The organism is Sivoneniella epilithica UHCC 1019 (assembly GCF_040830845.1).
Classification (GTDB): Bacteria; Cyanobacteriota; Cyanobacteriia; order Leptolyngbyales; family Leptolyngbyaceae; genus ULC077BIN1.
The window spans coordinates 54,594-78,605 of record NZ_JBFPDP010000014.1; the positions used below are offsets into that span (position 1 = coordinate 54,594).

Sequence of the window (24,012 nt, forward strand, 5' to 3'; positions counted from 1 at the left end):
TCTTCGATAAAGTCGTCAACGTATTACCCGAATGCCACGCCCTTACTTACGCAAGCTGCAAATTGATTTATGCCGCACTGACCATGAGTATCGGTTGTCCAACAGATTGCCCAATCAGTTGATCATAGGCATCCTCCACATCATGAAGCTGGGTCATCACATCGTTATCCAGTAGATTCAGGCGGCGCTCTTCCGCTTGTTGATTGATTTCATAGTCTTCCTTTTGACGCAGTAGCTCATCCAGTTCAGCCTTGCGAGATTGAATATCTTCATTCATCCGTTTGACTACTTCTTGTTGATAAGTGTCGAAACACTCTTTAACAGCTTGATAAACCTGGAATGATTGCTCCTGAGCGATTTGAGGCAGCAGCTTGATCAGTTCTTCCCGCATGGTTAGCACCACTTTCCGACGCGCCATTTCAGCCGAATAACTGCCCAATCCTAAACCCGCTAATGCCATACCGATAGGACCTAAGAAAATCCCTGTGACGGTATACACTAGGGTGGTCGCCAGCATCGCACCCCCAAAGTTCAGCAAAATCTGCTTCCAGTTAAACACGCCCGTTCCCGCCATGGCGATCGTACCCACATCGCCCGTGGTTAGCGCATACAGACCCACCGCCCATTTTGCCCAGCGGGGAGATTTATCTTCTGCGCTTAGGTTCGCGTTGGGCATGACCTTTTGCCCAGTCAGCTTTTCGGTCATGCGATCGGTGACTTGAGTATAGGTTTCGCCATACTGGGTGGCACTCTTGGCTAAACCGAGAAAGGCGACATCCATATCTTTTTGGGCGGTCAGGCTCCAAGCAGCGATTTTGTCGAGTAGATATTTCTCAAAGGCGATCCGCAGAGAGGCTTCAAACTCCTGGCGCTTGCCCTTTTGCAAAAAGTCAAAAAACTTTAGCTCTGGCTGATAGCGAACAAAATCAGCTTCAAAGGTGGTCGCCAGATCTGGCAGATAGGAGCGGAAAGAAGTCGCACTGGTGCTTGCCTGACGTTCCCCGACAATTCGGATTTCATCTTTAAACTGATCTCGAATGGTGACAAGTTGATCAAATTCGGGCTGAACCGATCGAATCTTTTGTCTCAGTTCTTGAATGTTTTCGCTTAATAGAGGAATCCGGCGATCGCAGGCTTCATGTACGGTTCGATAGGCTTGACGGGCGATTAACTTTGCTTGGCGCAATTCGGAAACTGCCCGTTCCTTGGTCAAAAAGTGGTTGAGTGCTTTGATGAATTCAGAGAAACCTGTGCCTTCGAGGGAACCATTCCGCAACCGTTGACGTAGGGCATTCAAAGAAGAGATTTCAAACACGCGATCGTCATAGCGATCTTCGCCTTCCACCTGGCAGTAGGGCGTTAGGTTGGTTCTAAACACTTGGCGCACCCGATCTTCTGCCTCGTGTAAAGCGGTTGTATCATCTGGATCAATCAACCGATTTTGAATTTCATCCCAATGATTGATCAGGAAGAAAACCGATAATCCCCGATCTTTGATGTAATTTTCGAGATAGCGCTGTTCGCCTAGGGTGAAAGGCTGCGTAGCGCTGAGGACAAACAAAATCGCATGACAGTTGTTGATGTAGCCCAAGGTCAACTGGTTGCGTTGTTCAGTATCATTTAGCCCCGGACTATCAATGATTTGTACGCCCTTTTCCAGCAAAGTCAGCGGGTACTGCACTTCTGCATACGCCACATTCGGAAAGGCAGATGTTCCTTCCTCTTGTAGTTTCTTTGCTTCTTCGGGCGGAATGGTGTACCGCTGTTTGAAGGTTTCAAAATCTAGCGGTTCTGGTTCTCGATCATCTTTAAAGTGAACGGTGACGCGCTTGTCTTGTCCATAGCCAAGGACGGTTAGCACAGCAGTACAGGGATTGACATCTGTGGGTAACACGTTCTCGCCGATCAGCGCATTCAAGAACGTACTTTTGCCCCGTTTCATGTCGCCCAGCACCAACAAGCGAAACACGCCCTCGCCCAGATTACGGCTGACCAATTCCAAATCATCTACAGTACTTTCTAGCCCTAACTTGCCGGAAGCAGTTTCTCCTACCTGCTCTGCTTGGGTTAAGGTGTCTGAGATCGCGCTCAAATATCCCGAAAACTCCTGACGCGCTTTGGCAACTTTGTCGAGGTCATGAATAAAACTTTCAGCTTTGTAAGCCATTGAAACTCCTTAAGGTGGAAATACGACATGCCAAAACAAGTGTCATGCAGTCTAAAAACTTGCACGATACCAGGGCAACTACCAGCCATTTCCAGGTGAATATTTCCGCAGTTCTTCAAGGTCAACCCTTGGAGCCAGAATGACCGGATCAGTTGCCATTCAAGACTTTCAACAGTTTGACCTCTACGCCATGCTTGTTTCTTATTATACAAAGCAAATTTGCGATCGACATCATCCATCTACACGATCCATTTATGCGCCCCGCCGTCCTCCACTGGGATGAAGTTGAAAATTTATCCGAAAATCTTCAGAGTGGTGATGAAGAAGATCAGTTAATCCGATCGCCAAACAATGCGAGGGCGCGATCGGGTTGGCGGACTGCAACTCGGCAATCAATCTGTTGATGCTGTAATTGCTGGACAACCGCTTCTCCCACGGTTCCAGTTGCTCCAGCAATTAAAATAGTAGATAACATGGCACTTAAAAACTATTTTCAATTTGACAAATTGGTTACAAAAAATGGTTGATGACTGTGGAGTTCCTCTTGCGAGACTAATTTTTCAATCCCCTTAGCATCCACTGAATCACTAGTGCAAAATCATATTTAACATTGGATTATTATAAGTTTTCTATTTTATGTAGTAGGTTAAAGCAAGATTATCTTTCCAGCGTAGTATTAGGATGATCTGTGAACCCCCATTCAGTTAACCTATGAAATGAGGATGCTGCCATGTCCAGTCAGGCTCCGACTTCGCGCCCTATTAAAGAACCCTCCTATTTAGACGCACTTATTCCACTTGTGGTGCTTATTTTCCTGATCGCAGGCTCCGTCCTGCTATTTGGGCTAGGCGCGATCGATGGTCCAACCCAAGTCGGCTTGATCCTTAGTACCATGGTTGCTGCGGTGATCATTCTGAAGAATGGGCACCCTTGGAGTGCGATCGCGGCTTCCGGCGGGAGAGCCGTTGCATCTATCGTCAGCGCAATTTTTATTTTATTAGCGGTGGGAGCGTTGATTGGCACCTGGAATATGTCTGGCACCATTCCAACCTTAGTGCATTACGGGATTCAACTCCTGCAACCGAGTTGGTTTTATCTCGCAACTGCGATGGTCTGTGCTGTTGTTTCTGTAGGCATTGGCAGTTCTTGGACGACGAGTGGAACGATTGGGGTTGGGCTGGTCGGCATTGCATCACTGGTTGGTGTTTCCCCTATCATCACTGCCGGGGCGGTCATTTCAGGTGCCTACTTTGGCGACAAGACCTCCCCTCTTTCTGAGACAACGCTTTTGAGTGCCCAATTAGCAGGGGCAGATATCTACACCCACATTCGCGCCCAGCTTTGGACATCGGTTCCGGCATTTATCATTGCCATGATCGTCTTTGCAATTTTGGGCTTCCAGGAAGACATTGTTGCGAATGTCGAGACTGCAACCGATCTGGCTAAGTTGGATCAACTCTTTTGGATTACCCCGCTGGCATTGATCCCCATGGTCTTTCTAGTCTTCCTGTCTGTTCGCAAAGTGCCAGCATCCCTAGCGATTATGAGTGCAGCACTAATAGGAGGCGTGATGGCGGTGATTTTGCAACCGCAGGCTGTTGTTCGCTTTGTGAACGATTCGACGCTGGCTACCCCATTGGTCTATATCAAAGGGGTTTGGGCGGCAATGGCAACGGGCTATCAAGAAAATTCCGGCATTGCTGATATCGATCGCCTCTTGTCACGCGGTGGCATGGACAGCATGTTGCTAACGCTGTGGATTATCATTGGTGCAGTCACTTTTGGCACCCTAATGGAAGAATTTGGGCTGCTTGCTAAACTGATTAATCCAGTACTTTATCGAGCAAAAACCACAGGGCTTTTGTATTTGACTATCGTATCAACAGCGATCGGGTTGAACATTGTTGCAGGGGATCAATATATTGCGCTGGTGTTGCCTGCCCGGATGTTTCGCCTTGAGTTTCAGAAGCGCGGTTTGCAACCCCAAAACCTGTCACGGGTCGCCGCCGATGCCGGAACTGTAACGTCGCCCTTAGTCCCATGGAACTCTTGCGGTGCCTTTATGTCTGCCACGCTGGGTATCTCGACCTTTCTGTATTTGCCCTATGCTGTCTTCAACATTGCCAGCCCCATTCTGTCGCTTGCTTACGGAATCACGGGCTTCAAAATCTCGCGGATGCCGCCCATAGAGCAATCAGAAGAGCAACCAGAAGCATCTCCCAACGCTTAAGAAAATTATATAGCAGGTGACAGGTGTCGGGTTCTAGGGATGAAGAGGTTTGGGCGTTGCTGAATGCAAGTATGATTTTTGACTGTAGGGGTGGTCTTGTGCCTACCCTGACGGATATGAAGGGCAATCCCTTGTGGTTGCCTCTACGAATTTCATATCTAGATTCAGCAGCACCAAGGTTTGTATTTCTAGATTTAGCCTAGTTTTTCCATTGCTCTACCTCGACGAGTGCCAAAAAGATGAGCATAAACATAGGACAATACACAGCCAAAGAGGAAGATTTGACACGTTAGATAAATCCACACCATCAAAATCATCACGCTCCCGATCGCGCCATAGGATAAAAAACGGCTGCCGATCGTAATCACGCTATTACTGACCAAGTATTGCAATCCCGTCAGCACCAAAGCCGTCACCAGAGCACTCAGCCAGACATCGCCCCAACCGACGTAAACCAACGGCAAAATCTTAAACAGAATACAGCCAGCGATCGCCAAGATCAAAAAAGATGAACTGAACTGAAGGGGTTTGGTTAAGTGTAGTTCGTCAATTTGGATCAAAGAGGTGCCTTGAAGGGCTGTAATCAATTGCAGGATAAAGTGGATAAAGATGTTGGAGAATAATGAAATCAACAATAATAGGGCATTGCCTAGCACTAATAAAACCGAAAAAAATTGATTAGCGATCGAGAACAGTAATCGCTGCCCAATTGAGCCAGTTTCGGTAGTTCGCTTGGGCGATCGCCAAATGAGATTGACTGCATTTCTGAGATTGGTAAAGAAAACGCTAGCCGTGACTAAGAGCAAGCTGAAACCAATTATTCCGGCTCCAGTACTGCTGGCACTAAGATTCATCAAGGTTCCCTCAACTAACTCATGCACCTCTGGAGGCAAATATCGCTCTACTGTTACCAGAATCGATTGATAGAGTTCTGTACTCGGTTCAACGAGTAAACCGATAATGCTTAAGAGGACTAGCAATAAGGGAAACAATGAGAACAAGGCATAGTACGCGAGGGCGGCAGCGATGTTAGGGCAATGATCTTGATTCCACTTTGACCCGCTTTGAATGAGCAGTTGGGCGGGCTTTGAGGGCAGGATAGTAGACCGGATATAGTGAATCATAAAACCTAAAATCTATCGGTTTCTGGTTATTGACATCAGCTTAAAAATTTCAGTCGTTATCGAGAACAACGCGCTTGTTGAAATGGTTGGATTGAAGATTTACTAAAATTGCCTGAGCTGCCGCTTCACCCGACAACAAGGCACCCTCAAAGAAACCAGACCAGCGCTCGGCGATTTCTGTGCCTGCCCAGTGAATGCGATCGACTGAAGCCGCTAACGCCTCGCCGAACCCTGTCCACACTCCCGGCGGCATGAAGGCAGCATAGGCACCGCCCGTCCAAGGATCAGATGTCCAATCAACCTCGTGGTAGGCGACTGGCGAGAGTGCCTTTTCGCCAAAGTAGATGGCGAGATCAGACAGCACTGCGGCTCGACGATCGCGTTCACTGAGAGATTGCCAACGCTTGTAGCGATCGCCCACAACAAACGTGGCGATTACCCCCGTGCCACTTTCTGGATCAGAACTATCGGCGCAGAGTTCGATCCAGGAACCATTGCCAATTCCAATGCCAGCTAACCCTTGTTCACGCCAGAATGGAGTGTGGTAGGAAATCATTACCTTCGCGCAGCATCCCATGGACATTCGCTGGGTTAGTTGTTGCCGTAACGGTGGCAGGGGAGGATCATAGCGAATTTTGCCGGAAAGATGGGGCGGCATCGCTACAATCGCAAACTGGGCTGCAAAGCGATTATGGGCAGTTTCAACTGCAACACCTGTCTCATGCTGATGAATGCAGAGGACGGGTTCATTGAGCCGAATGCGATCGCCCAACTCAGCCGCAATCTTCTCTGGAATTTGCCCCGCTCCGCCATGAATCAGGTCTGCCTCTGGATGTTCAGATTGGGGCGCGCAGTTTTGACCCCAAAGGACATGTAGCAGCGATACTTGATTTGGCTCCGCTGGTCCCAAAAAGCCAACGGCACGAGCCATGTAGGAGAAGTACCAGTGACCGAATTCCGTCTGAGTATTCTCCTCGATCCATCGGGCAAACGTATCACTATCCAGCCGTTTGTTTGGCTCATTCGACCGGGGATGTCCCGCAGGCAGGGCTGCCGACAGTGCTTGAAAACGATCCCAGGCTTCCGTTGCATCACGCCACTCTGCTTCAGAAACACCGGGTCTTTCCCCTTCATAAAAGCCCTGGAAAAACCCGTTAAACTCATAGCGATCGCCGTTGAACATCAACACCGTTCGTCCCTGAGTTGGTGAGGCAAACCGCCGCACTCCATATTCGTCAAGCAGTGCCCGAAAGCGATGATGAGTCGTTCCGACCCACTGCCCACCCCGATCAATCCATTGCCCGGATGCTAATTGTTGACTGTGCATTCGACCGCCAATGCGATCGCGTGCCTCAATCAGCAAAACACTGTGTCCGGCTCGATATAAATTACGAGCAGCAATCAGTCCAGAAAGCCCAGCACCAATTACAATGCAATCATAATCACAATCATCTATAGTCAGATTTGGTATCGACATTACTAGATCTCCAAAATTTACTTTAGGCTATCTATGACACAAGTTTGCAGTTTTCATATAGCAAACAAATATCAATCATTTTTAAGTTTTTCAATCAAGTTAGCGTGTTTAAGCTAAATAGTTTAAATCTTAATTTGTAGCTTATTTGACTTACTTAAGCAAATTAAAAAAGCTCTTTGCTAACTGATAAATCAACCTAATTTGAACTTTAAAGCTTACTCAATGCATGGCATAAAAATACAAAAATATATGAACAGTTGAGCCGATTTTATGTTTCTCTATTAGGAGAAGAAAGCTGTTTAGTACTTCTAAGGAACGTATGTCAAAGCAACATAAACAAAGCTCTGTTTCACGTAGATCTCTTTTGAAAAGTGGTGCAGGAGTCATTGGAGCCGGAACTCTAGCGGGTTGGGTTGGAGCAGGTGCAACGATTCCAGCACTCACGCAGCCGCTTGATGAGTCTGCCATGGCTGCTGAACTTGCTGGTAGTAAAGCTGATTTAACTCCAGATCAAGCGCTGCAAAAATTGGTGGAGGGGAACAATCGATTTGTTGCAAAAAAACAGCAGAATCCTCATCAAACTCTGGCAAGATTGACCGAAGTTGCCAAAGGTCAGCATCCCTTTGCTGCAATTCTCGGCTGTGCAGATTCACGAGTTCCCACAGAGGTGATTTTTGATCAAGGATTGGGTGATATTTTTGTGGTTCGTGTTGCTGGAAACATTGCAACGACAGAGGAAATTGCTAGTCATGAATTTGGAACATTGGTATTAGGTGCAAAAGTTCTGTTAGTGCTAGGACATGCCCGATGTGGTGCGGTCGATGCAGCCATCAAGGGAGGAGAGTTTCCGGGTTTAATTAGCAGCTTAGTCCATGCCATTAAACCCGCAGTGGATGATTCGCAAGGGAAACCCGGCGATCGCCTGGAAAATGCTATTAAGTCTAATGTGATGTTGCAGATGAGACGATTGAAAGTTTCTTCTGTAATCTCCAAGCTGGTTCAAGAAAATAAGTTGAAGCTCGTTGGTGGCTATTATGATTTGGACACAGGCAAAGTGAATCTCATTAGTTGAGATGTAACGGATTGGTCAGCACTAGCGATCGCGCCTCGCTCTCAACTAGTTTAAACATCAGAAAGACTCGCGATCTCATCAATTAAGGAGCGCGATCTTACTATTCAATAGATTGAAAAGTACCGCCTGATATTTCAGCGAACACATTAATCGTAATGATAGAAAAACGATGCTGACCTACAGAATTTTGGATTAGAACCTTTAAGATAATGAAGATCGGTATCCAAAAGAAAAATTGATTTATGTTTGCACAACTGCCTGAGCGACGGATGCATTGGGTTCGCTGGATATTAACAATTGGGTGGCTGCTGGTAATCGCCTCCCTGTTCTACGATCCGTGGACCGCCGCACTCACTGAGCCGGATCATCCCTGGAGTCCATTTCGGCTAACGGGCGAGTGTGTGCCAGTGCAGGGGCAATGTGTGGTTGAAACCCCTCAACCCTTGGGCGCTACCGTGTTTTGGGGCGCGATCGTGCCGTCTGGAATTTTGATTTTGCTCGTGTTTGGGCATGAACTTTGGCGGCGGATTTGCCCCTTATCGTTTCTATCCCAAATTCCTCGCGCTTTCGGCTGGCAGCGACAGTTTAAACGAGAAAATCAGAAAACTGGAACCGTGCGTTACGAGTTGGCAAAAGTTAAATCGGATTCGTGGCTGGGTAGAAATTATTCTTATGTGCAGTTTGGCTATTTATTTATAGGTTTATGCGGACGAATTTTATTTTTCAATGCCGATCGCCTGGTGTTAGGCAGTTGGCTACTGTTCACCATCGCGGCTGCGATCGCGGTTGGCTACTTTTATGGCGGTAAATCTTGGTGCCAATATTTCTGCCCCATGGCACCCGTGCAAACCATTTTTAGTGAACCACGGGGCTTGCTGGGCAGCAAGGCACACATGAGCGATCAACGAATTACGCAATCGATGTGCCGCACTGTTGAGCCAGATGGCACCGAAAAAAGCGCGTGTGTGGCGTGTCAAAGTCCTTGTTTTGATATCGACTCGGAGAGAACCTATTGGGATGAATTGAACCGACCTGAAGAATCACTGATTCGATATGGTTATGTCGGGTTAGTGATTGGCTATTTTGTTTATTACTATCTATATGCTGGTAACTGGAATTATTACTTTTCTGGAGTCTGGAATCGTGATCCCAACCAGCTTGCAGCCTTAATGAATCCTGGACTATATGTATTTGGGCAGGTGATTAATATCCCCAAATTATTTGCTGTGCCATTGGTGTTGGGTGGGTTTACCGCGATCGCCTATTGTGTTGGGCAATGGATCGAAAAGCGCGCAAAATCTCATAGTCAGCGGCATCATCCCAGTTTGAGTTCCGACATCATTCGCCATCGGATTTTTGCGATTTGCACCTTTGGAATTTTCAACTTTTTCTTCTTCTTTGCAGGTCGTCCTCTGCTCCAATTAACGCCCTTGTGGGTGCAGTTTGGCTTTGATGTTGGCATTGTGTTTTTAAGTACCCTGTGGCTCCAGCAAAGCTGGCGAAGAAGTCCAGATCTGTATTCGCGTGAGAATTTGGCAAGCCGATTCCGTAAACAGTTGGAGAAATTGCAGCTAGATGTTTCCCAGTTTTTAGACGGTCGTTCTTTAAATGATCTCCACGCCAACGAAGTGTATGTATTAGCAAAAGTGCTTCCGGGCTTTACCCGTGAGACACGACACGAAGTCTATAAAGGCGTGGTGCGTGAAGCCTTAGAAGAAGGCTATGTGAACTATTCCAGCAGCCTCGAAGTGTTGCAGCAAATGCGTCAAGAGTTGGATATTCCTGACGATGAACATCGCGAAGTATTGGAAGAATTGGGCGTTGAAGATCCAGAATTACTCGACCCAACCCGCCAACGAAGCTTGGAAAATCAGGTGCGGCTGAATGGTTACCAAAAATCTTTAGAACGGTTAATGCTGTTGCAAAATCAACAAGCTAGCAATGCCGCATTTAACCAACTCGTTGAGCAAAATTCAAGTCAAATGCGATCGCTACGGCAGCAATATTCCATTACCTCTGCGGATGAAGAATGGATTTTAAGTGGATTGTCTTCCGAAGTGGGAACTGCACGACGAATTGAATTTTTATTAGCACAATTACCACATTTGATTGCGGCTCATCGTGCCTTAAATCAACCAATATTGCGACCCTATCAGCCAGTGCTAACGCTGTTGCAGGAAAGCATTTATCATAAAAAAGAATTGATTGTGCGATCGCTGCTCGAACAACTGGTTCCTTTGCAAAACGACGAAATGGCGGTCAAACTAGCCCACTCGTTAAAGAAACTTTCATCATTGGTGTTAGTAGAATTATTGGAAGCTGGGCAGGTTGACGACCCCACTTCCTTCAAAAACCGCCTGCATCCCACTATTTTATTCAACCTAACCCAACCCGGCGAACAGGCAACTGAATGTTCATTGGATTCACTGCCAGCAGAGGTTTTGCCCTATCTGGAAGCATTGCTCGACGATCAAAATCCCCTGATTCAAACGGCTAGCCTTTACATCATTGCCCACCTTGATCCAGAATGCGGCAAAGCGTTTAGTCGCGATCGCGGCAATAAGACAAGTTCCCCACTTCTGCGAGAAACCGCTGAACTTCTCTTATCGTTGCCAGCACCCTATCCATCTTTGGCAGCATTTCCCATGCTCGAAAAAGTGGTCTATCTATTCAACAGCGATTTCTTCCATCGGGTGCAGTCTGAAACCTTAGTTGCCTTAGCTAATCGCGCTGAGGTGAGAACGTATACACCCAAGGAAGCCATCACTGAAGCAGGCGATACCTGCCGAGAATTGTTGCTGCTGATTGAAGGCGATGCCACCATCCACTACCAGCTTGGAGATAGAGTGCAAATTGAGCGGCTTCAGCCTGGGCAAATATTGGATGAGCTAGAGGTTTTGGCGCACAGCAAATCAGAAAATACCATCCTTGCAGCCAGCGACAAGACTCGAATTCTAGCCATTGCAGTCGATGCCTTTGATGATCTGCTCAACAAAGACTCTGATTTTGCCCGACGGGTTTTGGAACTCGAAAGTCGCCATCTCCAACGGCTCGTTAAATTGGGGCAAGCCACGCAGTTTACCTGAGTCAAAACACTTTGAAGAGCTTTTCACAAAATTTTTATTTTTAATAAAAAATACCTATTGTGGTGTGAAGAAAAGTGATATTGTTTGACTTGGATTTTCCAAGGTTAGAGGATCAAGTAGCGAGCCTTTCAATGCGCTTTAACTGCTGAAACGCTGGCAAAAACAGTCCCATATTGACTCTGCGATCGCCCACAGCACGGTTTACAGGGATGAAATGAATCATCATGAAAATTCTGTTGATAGAAGACGACCAACATACCACCGCCTTTCTGGTGGCAACGCTTTCTGCCCATCATTATGCAGTGGATTTAGTCGCCGATGGTTTGGTAGGACTTGATCTGGCAACTCAATGGAATTATGACCTGATCCTTTTAGATGTGCTGCTGCCAACGTTAAATGGAGTTGAAGTGTGTCGTCGCCTCCGCGCTCAGGGCTGCCAAACCCCCGTTTTAATGCTGACGGTGAAAGACTCCAACGAGGATATCATTGCTGGGCTAGATGCAGGCGCAGATGATTACGTCGCCAAGTCGTGTGATGCTTCCCAGTTGCTAGCGCGAGTGCGCGCCCTGATGCGGCGTGGTGTCAGTGTTTCATCATCTCCGATATTGACGTGGGGAAACTTGTGTTTTGATCCTGCTTCGGCGCAAGTGACTTACAATCACCAGCCGATCGCCCTGCGTCCCAAAGAATACACGCTACTAGAACTCTTTCTCCGCTATCCTCAGCGCATCTTTAGCCGCAGTATTATCATTGATCATCTGTGGTCAATGGAAGAAACGCCTGTGGAAGGATCGGTCACCAATTTGATCAAAGACTTGCGCCATCGGTTGAAGTTTGTTGGGATTGAAACTGACATGATTGAAACGGTGTATGGGTTGGGCTATCGGCTAAAAGCAGCCCCCGCACCAGAGAAAACACTGGCAAAGGGAGGCGGAGAGAAAGAGAGTCAAGGTAATGATGCGGCATCCGTTCCGGCAGGAAATTGGGACGAGGATTGGAACACGCGATCGCAGCGGGGAATCGCAGCCATTCAGCAGATTACAGAGCAATTTCAGCTATCGCTAGAGCAACGAATCGCCCTACTAGAAGCTTTAGCGCGATCGCTGCAATCAGGCACTATCAGTATGCAGCAACAGCAGTCCGCACACGCAGATCTCCACAAACTGGCAGGCGGTTTAGGCACCTTTGGCTATATCAAAGCATCCGCGATTGCCCAAACCATGGAACGTTTGCTGGAAAAAGATTTGAGCCAAGAACCGCGATTAGTGAATCAATTTACTCACTTGCTAGAGGAGTTAAAGCAAACACTGGTTAAACCACGATTGGGTAGGGAACAGGGAGCAGGGGTTCGGGAATAGGGAATAGGGAATAGGGAATAGGGAATTAGAATCTAAACCCTGGCAACCGGAACCTGAAGCCTGCTCTGAACCCCGAAACCTTCTGATATAAATGAGTAATCTTCTTAGCGCTAAGCGTTTTTTATGGCGATCGCCCTGCCGAAAACCATCCGCAATCTGATCACCAATGTCCCTTTGCGTGGCGTATTGGTCGTTCCGTTTGTGTTGCAAACCGTGGGAGCAGTGGCGCTGGTAGGATACTTGTCCTACCGCAGTGGTCGAGAGGCTGTGGCGGATCTAGGGCATCGCTTAGTCATCGAAACCAATGAGCGAGTCACGCAAGAACTCAAGACCTATCTACAAACGCCGATCTTGATTAATCGTTTGAACGTAGACGCTGTTAATCAAGAGCAGATTGATCTTCCGAATATTCCAGCCTTGGAAGCTGCATTGTTCAATCGATCGCAGCAATTTGATCAAGTATCAGCGATCTTATTTGCCAGTCCTCAAGGCACGTTTAGAGTTGTGGAACGGTTTCCAGGTTTGCATTTGGGCGTTGCCGATTCACTGCGCCCAGACCAAATCCGCATCTACCAACTAGATAGCCAAGGTAAACGGGGAAAACTCATCCATATTGACAATGGCTTGGATGTTCGCCGTGATCGCCCATGGTATCAACGAGCCGTTAAAACGGGCAAACTAGGCTGGAATCCGATTTCTCAGTATGGGGCTGCTCAAGAACTGACCTTAGATACTTCTCAGCCTGTTTATGATCGTGCTACAAAGCGCCTACTGGGAGTTTTTGCCGTCCATATTCGCCTAAATTATTTGAGTGAGTTTCTACATCGCTTAGATATTAGTCGCTTTGGTCGAGTCCTGATCACGGATCAAAGCGGTGCCATGATTGCCACCTCAACTGGAGAACAACCTTATCAAGTCATCGCTGGCGCAGGCTCTCGGAGACAGTTTAAGCAACTCAACATGGATCAAAGTCAAGATGGTTTGACGCGATCGCTGGGTGAATACTTGCGCGATTCCCGTAGGGATCGTTTCACGAATCGCCCAGGCACATTAGCTCTAAATCAACCTCAATATCTAGAATTTCGCTATAAGGATGAACTACAAGACGTAAAAATTACGCCCTTTCAAGATGACTTTGGGCTGAGTTGGCACATTGTGACGGTGATTCCCAAGTCCCATTTCATGGCAGCCATTCAGGACAATACTCGCACCACAATTTTGCTATGTTTGTTGACTCTCGGCGGAGCGATCGCCCTAGGACTGTTTGCCGCCAACCGGATCATAGACAGATTTGCCCAATTCAATCAGGTGAGCCGCGAACTAGCAGCAGGCAATCTCGATCAACGTTTGCCAACCGACAGCCCAATCTCTGAGCTAAACAGTTTGGCACAGACGTTTAACCAAATGGCAGACCAACTGCAACAGTCTTTTGAGCGTATCAAAACGGCTTTAGCAGAGTCAGAAGAAAAATTTACGATTATTTTTCGGTCTAGCCCCGATCTGATTACTCTGACAACCCTCGCAGAAGGTCGGTGTGTAGAAGCCAATGACAACTTTCTAAATTCAATGGGCTATTTGCCTGAAGAATTAATTGGTCAACGGATACAGGATCTCGGAATTTGGGTCGATCTGGACAAGCGCGCCTATTTCCTTGAAACCTTACAGCAGAATGGTTCTATTCACAATTTAGAAGTCCTAAGCTGCACTCAAACAGGACAAAGAAAAACACTGTTGCTCTCTGCTGAACTCATTGATATTAGCGGTGAAACCTATGTGCTGGGCATTGGCAGGGATATTAGCGATCGGGCGCAGCTAGAAGCCGAACGCAAACACGCAGAAGAGGCACTTAGACAAAGCGAAGCCCTAAATCGAGCGATTTTCAATGCGTTACCCGATCTGATTATTCGGATGGATCGAGATGGCACCTACTTAGATTTCAAGCCTACCGCTGATTTTCCGATCGCGTTTCCGAATTTAAAGGTAGGGGAAAATATTGGGAATATTTTGCCGCCAGAAGCAGCCCGACAGCGTTTAGCCGCCGCAACCGCCGCATTGCAAACCGGAGAAATTCAGGTGTATGAATTTCCACTCTGGGTACAAGAACAGCACCTTTGGCAAGAAGCCAGGGTCGTGCCGCTCAACACAGATGAGGTGCTGGTTGTGGTTCGAGATTTAACCCAACGTCACCAGTTTGAAGCAGCGTTGCAAATCAGCGAAGCTCGCTATCGTGGCATTGTTGATGATCAAACTGAACTGATCTGCCGATATCAACTAGATGGCACCCTCACCTTTGTGAATACAGCCTACTGTCGATATTTTGGGCTAGACCCGGAGACAGCAATTGGCAGCAGTTATCAGCCCGTTGTGTTTGAAGCAGACCGAGACAGAATCACTCAACTGGTCAATTCCATGAGTCAGGAAAACCCAACAGGGATGATCGAAAATCGGGTGATTGCCCAAGGAGAGGTTCGCTGGACTCAGTGGAATAACCGAGCCGTCTTTGACCAGCAGGGGCGTTTGATTGAATTCCAATCCGTTGGACGTGATATCAGCGATCGCAAACAGGCTGAAATAGCGCTGGAAGAAAGCAAAGCTCGGTTCCAGGAGATTACTCAAACCCTCAATCAGGTGTCCTATGTGGTATCGCTTACCACAGGACAGTATCTCTACATCAGTCCGTCCTATGAAAGGCTGTGGGGTTACTCCTGCGAAAGCCTCTATCAAGATCCAAAATCCTGGCTTAATCAGATTCATCCTGAAGATTTAGACTATGTTTTGTGGGGGTTCAATCAGTTACTCTCTGGTATCCAGGTGCGTTTGGAATACCGCATCACGTGCGCGAATGGTGATGTTCGCTGGATTAAATCAGAATCTTTAGTGGTGTACGACGAGGACAGAAACCCTTTACGCATGGTGGGGCTAGCAGATGATATTACCGATCGCAAACAGCTAGAAGAATCGCTGAAATTGAGTGAAGCTCGCTATCGTGCCATTGTCGAGGATCAAATAGAACTGATCTGCCGATATCAACCGAATGGCACCCTCACGTTTGCCAATGAAGCGTTTTGTCGATATTTTGGACTCAATCCAGAAAACGTGATTGGCAGCCGCTATGAGCCGATTATTTTTGAAGAAGATCGGGAAAAGGTAGCTCAACTGATCAACTCCATGAGCCAGGATAACCCAACGGTAACGACTGAAAACCGGGTGTTCTCTCATGGAGAGGTGCGGTGGACCCAGTGGAACAACCGGGCAATTTTCGAGCAGGGGCACTTTATTGAATTCCAAGCGGTGGGGCGCGATATTACCGATCACAGGCAAGCCGAAGCCGAAATTCAGCAGCTTAATCAACAACTCACAAACCGTCTTAACGAACTCCAAACTCTGTTTGAGGTGCTGCCGATTGGGGTGGCGATTGGAGAAGATCCGGAGTGCCGAGTCGCTCGGATCAATCCCTGCTTATCTCAAATCCTGCGGGTGCCGCTGGATGCCAATGCTTCTCCAGGTGCCCCTGTTGCCGAGCGTCCGGCTTATCGAGTCTATCGAGATGGGCAAGAACTCTCTGTGGAAGAGTTGCCTATGCAGTATGCATCTGCTCACAATATCGAGGTCAGAGATGAAGTGGTTGAGATTGTGCATCCTGATGGTGCTGTGATCCAACTGCTTTCTTATGCTTCTCCATTGCGAGATGAACAAGGTAAGGTGAGAGGCTCGATTGGCGGGTTTGTAGATATTAGCGATCGCAACCAGACTGAAGCAGCCCTCCGAGATAGTGAAGAGCGGTTCCGGAGAGCGTTTGATGATGCTCCCATTGGCATGTCGCTTATTTCACTAACTGGGCACTTTTTGAAAGTGAATGAATACTATTGCAATCTTGTTGGCTACACCGAAGAGGAGCTATTCAATCTAACTTTTCAGGATATTACCCATCCGGATGATCTAACGGAAGATGTTGCAGGTCTTCATCGGATGCTAGCGGGTGAGACTCGCTCTTTTCAAATGGAAAAACGCTATGTGACTAAGCTAGGCGCAGCCGTTCCCGTGTTGATGAGTACTGCCGCCATCCGCGATCGCAATGGTCAGGCGCTCTACTGTGTCGGACACATTCAAGACATTCGCGATCGCCTCAAAGTGGAACAAATGAAAGACGAATTTGTTTCCGTGGTTAGTCACGAACTCCGCACTCCCTTAACCTCAATTCGGGGGGCGCTCGGCATTTTAGAATCCGGTATTTTCCACGACCGCCCCGAAAAAGCTCAGCACATGCTAAAAATTGCGCTCAACAACAGCGATCGCCTAGTGCGCCTGGTCAACGATATTCTCGATTTAGAACGATTAGAGTCTGGCAAAGTTCAACTGGTCATGGAACACTGTCAGGTTGCTGATTTGATGCAACAAGCAGTAGACAGTGTCCAGGCGATCGCCGATCAGTCTGCCATCACCCTTGTCGTCACTTCCCTCTCTGCGACCCTATGGGTAGCCCCCGATGCCATCATTCAAGCTCTTACCAACCTTCTCAGCAACGCCATCAAGTTTTCAGATTCCGGCGATACAGTTTGGCTCAAAGCTGAATTAAGGGAGAGGGAAGAGGGAACAGGGAACAGGGAACAGGCAGAAATAGAACGGCAGAAGTCAGAAGTAATTCCGAACTCCGAACTCAAAACTCAAAACTCAAAACTCAAAACTCAAAACTCCCCTCCCTCCTCCATCCTTTTCTCCATCACCGATCAAGGGCGCGGCATTCCACCAGGCAAACTTGAACTCATTTTTGAGCAGTTTCAACAGGTTGATGTGTCTGATTCTCGCGAGAAAGGAGGAACTGGATTAGGGTTGGCAATTTGTAGAAACATCGTGCTGCACCATGGTGGACAGATCTGGGTAGAAAGCACTCTCGGCAAAGGCAGCACCTTTTACTTCACGTTACCCCTACTTGTTTAGGCTCCAAGTTTCAAGTTTCAAATAAATTCCTCTTAACAACTCAAAACTAAAAACTCAAAATTAAAAACTCTTCCCTCACCCCTCGCCTTTTACCTATGACTAAGCGAATTCTAATTGTGGATGATGATAATGATATTCGGGATGTGGTGCGGGTGTCGTTGGAAGAATTTGCGGGTTGGCTGACGATCGCCGCTGCATCGGGTATGGAAGGGTTACAAATCGCCAAGACTGAAAATTTAGATGCGATTCTGCTGGATCTGTCCATGCCGGATATGAATGGATTTCAGATGTGTGAGCAGCTTCAGAGCGATCCTCGCACTCGATCCATTCCAGTGATTGTGTTAACGGCGAAAGTATTGTCGAGCGAGCGATCGCAATTTTCAGGGCTAGAGGTTGCAGGCATCATCACCAAACCTTTTAATCCGCTGACTATTTGGAGCCAAGTCGCAGAAATATTGGATTGGATATAAACCTGTCGTTCCTATTAGTTTCATATTTTCTTGGTTTACTGTGAGGGACGAGTTCAACAACTTCTCACTTGTTTCTGTCATGTTTAACAATGACTCATCCAAAATTAACTACGTTGAAATCGCAATCAATGTTTTAAGTGAAGCCTTGCAAAAGCTTCATGAGCATGACTATCCTTCAGCACAGGTCATGGTGGCGGTTGCCAGACAAGTGTTGGAAGATTTGCAATTGGATTTTGATCAGCATTCTCAGGTTGAAGAAAAGCTTAAGCAACTTCTCAATCAATCACTGAAATAAGGATTGCCCCTTTTTTGGCAAAAGGGTGTTGCTCATGCCTACTAAATCAATTCTGTTGATTGAACACGAAGCCAGTATTCGAGAGGTTTTACATACCTGTTTAATCGAGTTTGGCGGTTGGAGAGTGACCCTATCAAACTCAATTCAAGAGGGAGTGGATTTATGTACAACGATCTGTCCTAATGCGATTTTATTAGATACTTCAACGTCTGAAACGGATGCTTTGATATTTCTTGAACAGTTAAAGCAATACTCAATCACTCAATCGATTCCAATTTTGTTGATTACTGCTAGAGCCAATTGGTTTACACTAAGGCAGCTTCACCAAATGGGATTTGCCGGAGCGATCGCGAAACCGTTCAATCCTTCGACTATATCTACTCAAGTTTCCAGCTTGCTTGGATGGAATGATGGAGACTGAATCACTAGCCTATCAAGTTCTCAGGAACCGAATAGGTAGATAGAAAAGAATTTCAAGTAAAAAACAACCCAGGAGAAACTCCATGTCTACTTTAACTGTTTGGAAATTTGCCAGTGTTGATGGTGCAGAGAATGCTTTGAAGAAGTTAGGGGATTTGCAAAAACAGCAGATTGTTCAAGTTTTAGATGCTGCGATCGTATCGTGGCCTACAGGACGGAAAAGCCCTAAAACCAACCAGGCATTCAATACGGTTGGAGCGGGTGCCCTCGGCGGTGCATTTTGGGGCATGTTGTTTGGTCTCATCTTTTTCGTGCCGCTGTTTGGTCTTCTCATCGGTGCTGCCACGGGTGCACTTACCGGCAAGTTTACCGACTATGGCATTAATGACGGGTTCATCAAAGATGTTCAAACCAAAGTAACCGAGGGAACATCCGCCCTATTTTTGCTGACCGGACAGGTCACAGTAGACAAAGTGTCAGCGGCATTTGAAGACGCAGAAAAAGGCGAATTGATTCAATCCAATCTATCTGCTGAGCAAGAAGCAAAGTTGCGCGACGACTTCGGTTCAGAGGTGTAATTGATGAAGCCCCTTTTAACGACTACAACCGTACTTTACCTGGCGACAGCAGCAATGATGCTGCCTCAGCCCACGTACGCACAAACCTTGCCTGCTGCCCCTAAAGGCTGTGTTTATCTGAGAGAAGTTTCGACCGGAAGAACGGCGATCCGTAAGGTGATTCAGACGAATAACTCAAATGCCAACACTGATTTTGTAGTGCCAACAGGCACAAGCTTTAGCAGCTATATCGGCAAACTCATTCCTGAAAATAATGCGCGTTACGGCGTAGAGGTGAATCTCAAATATAACGACAACACCACTTCAAGAGCAGTGGAGCGCACGATTCAACAAGCGAGGCGTTTTTACCTCTACAATCAACCTTTCCGAACCCCAACGGCTAAGCAGCCTTTCCAGATCAACACCCGCATTACGGGCGATCGCAATAATGCTTATCAAGTGTTTGTCTTAGCCTGCCAATAGGGCGATCGCGACTGTTTACGACTAGTTTGCGACTGTGTGGATCTGCTGTACCTGATTGATCTAAAGCTCATGATTGATCTGAAGCTCATCGGTGCCATCCGAGGGCTTCAGATATTGACCTTATTGTTTCATAAAGCCTATGTCATCCACTACATCGCCTGAATCAACTGATACAGCATCCACTAAAGAGACCCTGTCCGTTGGCGCACTGACTGCACTCGTCGTCGGATCGATGGTAGGTGCAGGCATTTTCACCATTCCCTCTGCGTTTGGTCGGGCAACAGGAGTCGTCGGTGGGCTAATTGCCTGGGTCATTGCCGGGGTCGGCATGTTGATGTTGGCATTTGTTTTTCAAACCCTGGCACAACGCAAGCCCGATCTCGATTCCGGCATTTTTGCCTACGCCAAGAAGGGGTTTGGCAACTATATTGGGTTCTTAGCAGCGCTGGCTTTCTGGGCGAGTAGCTGTGTGGGAAATACCTCTTACTTTGTCTTAATCAAATCGACGTTGGGTGAATTTTTTCCCATCTTTGGGGATGGCAACACGGTTCCGGCGGTTTTTGTCGCCTCCATCATTCTGTGGATTTTTCACTTTATGATTCTGCAAGGCGTGAAGCAGGCAACGGGGCTGAACACTATTGTCACGATCGCCAAGATTGTACCCATCCTAATTTTTATCTTTGTTCTTCTATTTGCATTCAAAGCCGATATCTTTGCGGCAAATTTTTGGGGTGGTCAAGGCTATGATGCCGAGTCCCTCTTTACTCAAGTTCGCAACACGATGCTGGTCACCGTGTTTGTGTTTATCGGCATTGAAGGCGCAAGTGTTTACTCTCGTTTTGCTGAGAAACGCTCTGATGTCGGTTTAGCTACAGTGTTGGGGTTTCTAGGGGTGCTGTGTCTGCTCATTCTAGTGACCGTTTTGCCTTACGGAATTGTGCCACGGGCAGAACTAGGCGCAATCCGCAATCCGTCAATGGCAGGTTTATTTGAATCGATTGTGGGTCGCTGGGGCAACATTTTTATCAGTGTTGGACTGCTCATTTCGGTACTGGGTGCCTTCTTAGCATGGACTCTATTTGCTGCTGAAGTACCATTCATGGCTGCCAAAAGTAAACTGATGCCGAACTTTTTGAACCGGGAAAACAGCAATGGGGTGCCATCAACCTCACTCTGGATGACCAATCTTACCGTTCAAGCATTTTTGATTGCAACCCTGTTTAGCCAACAGGCATTTATCCTTGCCCTAGAGTTAGCGAGTTCTCTGGCTCTAATTCCCTATCTGCTGGTTGCCGCGTTTGCGTTGAAACTGGCTTTGACACGAGAAACCTATGAGCAGGATTCTCGCAGCCGTAATCGGGATTTGGTGATTGGTGCGATCGCCACTGCTTATTCTATCTTGATGCTTTATGCAGGCGGTTTAGAGAAACTGCTGTTGTCGGCGCTAATCTTAACGCCAGGAACGATTTTGTTTTTCATGGCTCGTCAGGAGCAGAACCGAAAAATATTCAAGCCCTGGGAATTATTTATTTTCTCTGTCGCTGTGATTGCGGCGCTTTCAGCCCTTTTTGCACTTTCGACGGGTCGGATTGTTATTTAATCAATTTCTTGTTGTAAATTTTCTGTTGATGTGACCTCTTGTGTAAGTAAGGGCTTGGCATACCCTGCGGGAAGCGAGCTACGGGCAATCACCTTGCGACTCCATCGGAGACCGACTGCCGAATGCTAAGCCCCTACAGTCATCTGATTACAACTCAAAATTCAAAACTCAAAGCTCAAAACTTCTATAGCCTTAACCAACGGAGTACCCATGACTGACATGACCAATACCCCTACCATTCCCTATGGTGTTCACTCGGAAGTTGGCACCCTGCGAAAAGTGATGGTGTGTGCGCCGGGTCTAGCCCATGCCCGATTAACCCCCTCAAACTGCGATGATTTGCTGTTTGATGATGTGATGTGGGTGGATAATGCCAAGCGAGATCATTTTGATTTCATGACCAAAATGCGCGATCGCGGGGTCGAAGTCGTTGAAATGCATAATCTGCTAGCGGAAACCCTAGATAACCCGGACGCTAAAAAATGGCTGCTCGATCAGCAAATTACCCCGAATGAAGTTGGGGTCGGGCTAATGGAAGATATTCGAGGCTTTTTAGAAAGCTTGCCGTCTCGGAAACTGGCTGAGTTTATGATTGGGGGGCTTTCGGTTAACGATATCCCTGAAGGACATGGCAGCGAACTACTGAAGTTATCCCGTGAGGAGTTTGGCATGACTGGATACCTGCTGCCTCCCTTGCCCAACACGTTGTATACCCGCGACACGACCTGTTGGATCTATGGCGGCGTGACACTGAACCCGTTATATTGGCCCGCTCGTCACGAAGAAACTTTGCTAACCACGGCGATCTATAAATTTCATCCCAGCTTTGGAGAGGCAAACGTCAAGGTTTGGTGGGGTGATCCAACCCAACACTTTGGGTCTGCCACTCTTGAAGGCGGCGACGTTATGCCCATTGGTAACGGCACGGTGCTGATTGGCATGAGTGAACGCACTTCGCGTCAGGCAATTACACAACTGGCAGTAGCCCTATTTGCCAAAGGGGGCGCAGAGCGGGTGATTGTTGCAGGAATGCCAAAACTTCGGTCGGCAATGCACTTGGATACGGTCTTTACCTTCTGCGATCGCGATGTTGTCACTCTGTTTCCTCAAATCATGGATCAAGTGGTGACATTCTCTTTGCGTCCTAGTGACAAAGCACCCGGCTACGAGTTGACCAAAGAGACTGCACCCTTCACCGATGTCGTAGCATCCGCTTTAAATTTCAAAAAACTGCGGGTAGTCGAGACGGCTGGCAATCTTTATGCAATGGAACGGCAACAGTGGGATAGCGGCAACAACATGGTGGCGCTGTCGCCCGGTGTGGTCTTCGCCTACGATCGCAATACTTTAACGAATACGGCGCTTCGGAAAGAAGGCGTGGAAGTGATCACGATTGTTGGGGCTGAACTGGGTCGCGGACGGGGTGGCGGACACTGCATGACTTGCCCGATTACTAGGGATGCTGTTGATTTTTAGTTTCGCCCTCACCTCCAACCCCTCTCCCGATGGGAGAGGGGAGCCAGCCAGTTTTGTTCCCTCTCCTTTGGGAGAGGGCTAGGGTGAGGGTCTTCAGATGGGTATAGAATAATCTCATATTTATATCTGGCATTGCTGAATTGGGGGATAAAATTTGTAGGGGCAATCCCTTGTGGTTGCCCTCTATCCTCGGCAGGGTAGGCACAAGACCTACCCCTACAATCAGAAATCATACTTGCATTCAGCAACGCCTTATATCTCACTGCTATTCATCGATCGCAGCTTAAGCTCAGGAGAGTAAATCATGTCCTTAGGTCCAGTTGAGATGCTGTGCATCAAGTTTCCGAGCCACTCCATCAAAGATGAAATTGCAGCGGCATTGAAAGCGCTTGTTGAGAATCAAACAATTCGCATTATCGACATCCTCTTTATTCGCAAGAGTGCCAGCGGTGAAGTGACGATGACCGAAATTGATGACATGGAGGATGTGGATCATAGCCTGCTTGATCCGGTGATTGCCGATATTTCTGGGCTAATCGCTGAAGTCGATGTTCAAGCGATCGCGCAATCATTGGATAATAATTCGTTTGCCGCCCTAATGCTGTTTGAAAACATTTGGGCAACGGCTTTCCGGGATGCTGTTTTGAAGGCGGAGGGTCAACTTTTGCTCAGCGAACGAGTTCCCAACAGCGCGATCGAAGAGGCGATCGCGGCTCAGGCAACCCCGTAAGTCTGCGAGTTCAACGGCATACCCATTTATTTGGATATTTTCTCCAAGGAGGCTCAAATGGTAGGAAGAAGAGGGCGGGGCGGTCGAGGGGGGCGCGGCGGTCCAGGTTTGTTGAATACGGTGGCAAGAACAGCCGTGATCAGTAGCACTGCAACAGCGGCAAGTAATGCAACCAGCGGCGCAATGAATCAGAAAGCAATGCAGGCGCAGCAAGAACAGGCAGCCGCAATGCAGGCTCAAGCTGAAATGGAGCAGCTAAAAGCTCAACTTGCCAATGTGCAAGCTACGCAAGTTCAAGCACCGCCACCCGTAGCAGCACCCGCTGCCCAACCGGATCTGTTGTCACAACTAACGCAACTGTCGCAGCTTAAAGATGCAGGTGCATTAACAGAGGAAGAGTTTCAGCTTGCGAAAGCCAAGCTACTGGGTTGACGGTGCAGTGAGGTTGCCGAGAAACATCTGAAATGGTAGGGGCATGATCTGCTCATTGGATTATGTGCCAAATCCTAAGAGCCGTTCAATTGAATGC

General features: G+C 47.6%; 19 protein-coding genes. 15 read left to right on the forward strand and 4 right to left on the reverse strand.

The features are described 5' to 3' along the window. Nucleotides 1-67 precede the first annotated feature (67 nt). Entirely contained in the window at nt 68-2,167 is a 2,100-nt protein-coding gene (locus tag AB3R30_RS10965) for a dynamin family protein (RefSeq protein ID WP_458649219.1), read from the reverse strand. Nucleotides 2,168-2,306: 139 nt separating this feature from the next. Here AB3R30_RS10965 and AB3R30_RS10970 point away from each other — a divergent pair, with 139 nt between their 5' ends. Then, nucleotides 2,307-2,450, forward strand: coding sequence for a hypothetical protein (locus AB3R30_RS10970; RefSeq protein ID WP_458649220.1), 144 nt, complete (start codon nt 2,307-2,309; stop codon nt 2,448-2,450). Between the two features lie 45 nt (nt 2,451-2,495). On the opposite strand, the gene AB3R30_RS10975 is transcribed toward AB3R30_RS10970, so the two are convergent. Continuing rightward, nucleotides 2,496-2,642, reverse strand: a complete 147-nt coding sequence (locus AB3R30_RS10975; protein WP_458649221.1) for a hypothetical protein — start codon at nt 2,640-2,642, stop codon at nt 2,496-2,498. A 255-nt stretch (nt 2,643-2,897) separates the two neighbouring features. Here AB3R30_RS10975 and nhaC point away from each other — a divergent pair, with 255 nt between their 5' ends. Next, nucleotides 2,898-4,397, forward strand: a complete 1,500-nt coding sequence (gene nhaC / locus AB3R30_RS10980; RefSeq protein WP_458649222.1) for a Na+/H+ antiporter NhaC — start codon at nt 2,898-2,900, stop codon at nt 4,395-4,397. Nucleotides 4,398-4,591: 194 nt separating this feature from the next. On the opposite strand, the gene AB3R30_RS10985 is transcribed toward nhaC, so the two are convergent. Both AB3R30_RS10985 and AB3R30_RS10990 read right to left on the reverse strand, forming a co-directional pair. Beyond that, nucleotides 4,592-5,521 (reverse strand): YihY/virulence factor BrkB family protein, encoded by a 930-nt coding sequence (locus AB3R30_RS10985; RefSeq protein ID WP_458649223.1) that lies wholly within the window; start codon nt 5,519-5,521, stop codon nt 4,592-4,594. Between the two features lie 49 nt (nt 5,522-5,570). Continuing rightward, on the reverse strand, nt 5,571-6,998 hold the full coding sequence (locus AB3R30_RS10990) for a flavin monoamine oxidase family protein (protein ID WP_458649224.1): 1,428 nt from the start codon (nt 6,996-6,998) through the stop codon (nt 5,571-5,573). A 364-nt stretch (nt 6,999-7,362) separates the two neighbouring features. Here AB3R30_RS10990 and AB3R30_RS10995 point away from each other — a divergent pair, with 364 nt between their 5' ends. The 13 genes from AB3R30_RS10995 (at nt 7,363) to AB3R30_RS11055 (ending at nt 23,915) form a co-directional block, all read left to right on the forward strand. Beyond that, nucleotides 7,363-8,070, forward strand: coding sequence for a carbonic anhydrase (locus AB3R30_RS10995; RefSeq protein WP_458649225.1), 708 nt, complete (start codon nt 7,363-7,365; stop codon nt 8,068-8,070). Nucleotides 8,071-8,312: 242 nt separating this feature from the next. Beyond that, complete coding sequence (locus AB3R30_RS11000) at nt 8,313-11,156, forward strand: cyclic nucleotide-binding domain-containing protein (protein ID WP_458649226.1); 2,844 nt, start codon at nt 8,313-8,315, stop codon at nt 11,154-11,156. A 224-nt stretch (nt 11,157-11,380) separates the two neighbouring features. Beyond that, entirely contained in the window at nt 11,381-12,514 is a 1,134-nt protein-coding gene (locus AB3R30_RS11005) for a response regulator (RefSeq protein ID WP_458649227.1), read from the forward strand. Between the two features lie 123 nt (nt 12,515-12,637). After that, nucleotides 12,638-17,452: a PAS domain S-box protein gene (locus tag AB3R30_RS11010; protein ID WP_458649228.1), complete on the forward strand. Its 4,815-nt coding sequence runs from the start codon at nt 12,638-12,640 to the stop codon at nt 17,450-17,452. 95 nt (nt 17,453-17,547) lie between these two features. Beyond that, entirely contained in the window at nt 17,548-17,922 is a 375-nt protein-coding gene (locus tag AB3R30_RS11015) for a response regulator (protein WP_458649229.1), read from the forward strand. A gap of 79 nt (nt 17,923-18,001) precedes the next feature. After that, on the forward strand, nt 18,002-18,217 hold the full coding sequence (locus AB3R30_RS11020; RefSeq protein ID WP_458649230.1) for a hypothetical protein: 216 nt from the start codon (nt 18,002-18,004) through the stop codon (nt 18,215-18,217). A 34-nt stretch (nt 18,218-18,251) separates the two neighbouring features. After that, on the forward strand, nt 18,252-18,638 hold the full coding sequence (locus AB3R30_RS11025) for a response regulator (RefSeq protein WP_458649231.1): 387 nt from the start codon (nt 18,252-18,254) through the stop codon (nt 18,636-18,638). An 82-nt stretch (nt 18,639-18,720) separates the two neighbouring features. Continuing rightward, nucleotides 18,721-19,215, forward strand: a complete 495-nt coding sequence (locus AB3R30_RS11030) for a DUF1269 domain-containing protein (RefSeq protein WP_458649232.1) — start codon at nt 18,721-18,723, stop codon at nt 19,213-19,215. Between the two features lie 3 nt (nt 19,216-19,218). Further along, nucleotides 19,219-19,677, forward strand: a complete 459-nt coding sequence (locus tag AB3R30_RS11035) for a hypothetical protein (protein ID WP_458649233.1) — start codon at nt 19,219-19,221, stop codon at nt 19,675-19,677. A 139-nt stretch (nt 19,678-19,816) separates the two neighbouring features. After that, nucleotides 19,817-21,277, forward strand: a complete 1,461-nt coding sequence (locus AB3R30_RS11040; RefSeq protein ID WP_458649234.1) for a basic amino acid/polyamine antiporter — start codon at nt 19,817-19,819, stop codon at nt 21,275-21,277. Nucleotides 21,278-21,487: 210 nt separating this feature from the next. Beyond that, nucleotides 21,488-22,753 carry an arginine deiminase gene (gene arcA, locus AB3R30_RS11045; RefSeq protein WP_458649235.1) on the forward strand — a complete coding sequence of 422 codons (1,266 nt, stop codon included), beginning with the start codon at nt 21,488-21,490 and terminating at the stop codon, nt 22,751-22,753. A gap of 304 nt (nt 22,754-23,057) precedes the next feature. Further along, entirely contained in the window at nt 23,058-23,483 is a 426-nt protein-coding gene (locus tag AB3R30_RS11050) for a DUF6325 family protein (protein ID WP_458649236.1), read from the forward strand. Nucleotides 23,484-23,540: 57 nt separating this feature from the next. Further along, nucleotides 23,541-23,915 (forward strand): SHOCT domain-containing protein, encoded by a 375-nt coding sequence (locus tag AB3R30_RS11055; RefSeq protein WP_458649237.1) that lies wholly within the window; start codon nt 23,541-23,543, stop codon nt 23,913-23,915. The last annotated feature ends 97 nt before the right edge of the window (nt 23,916-24,012 follow it).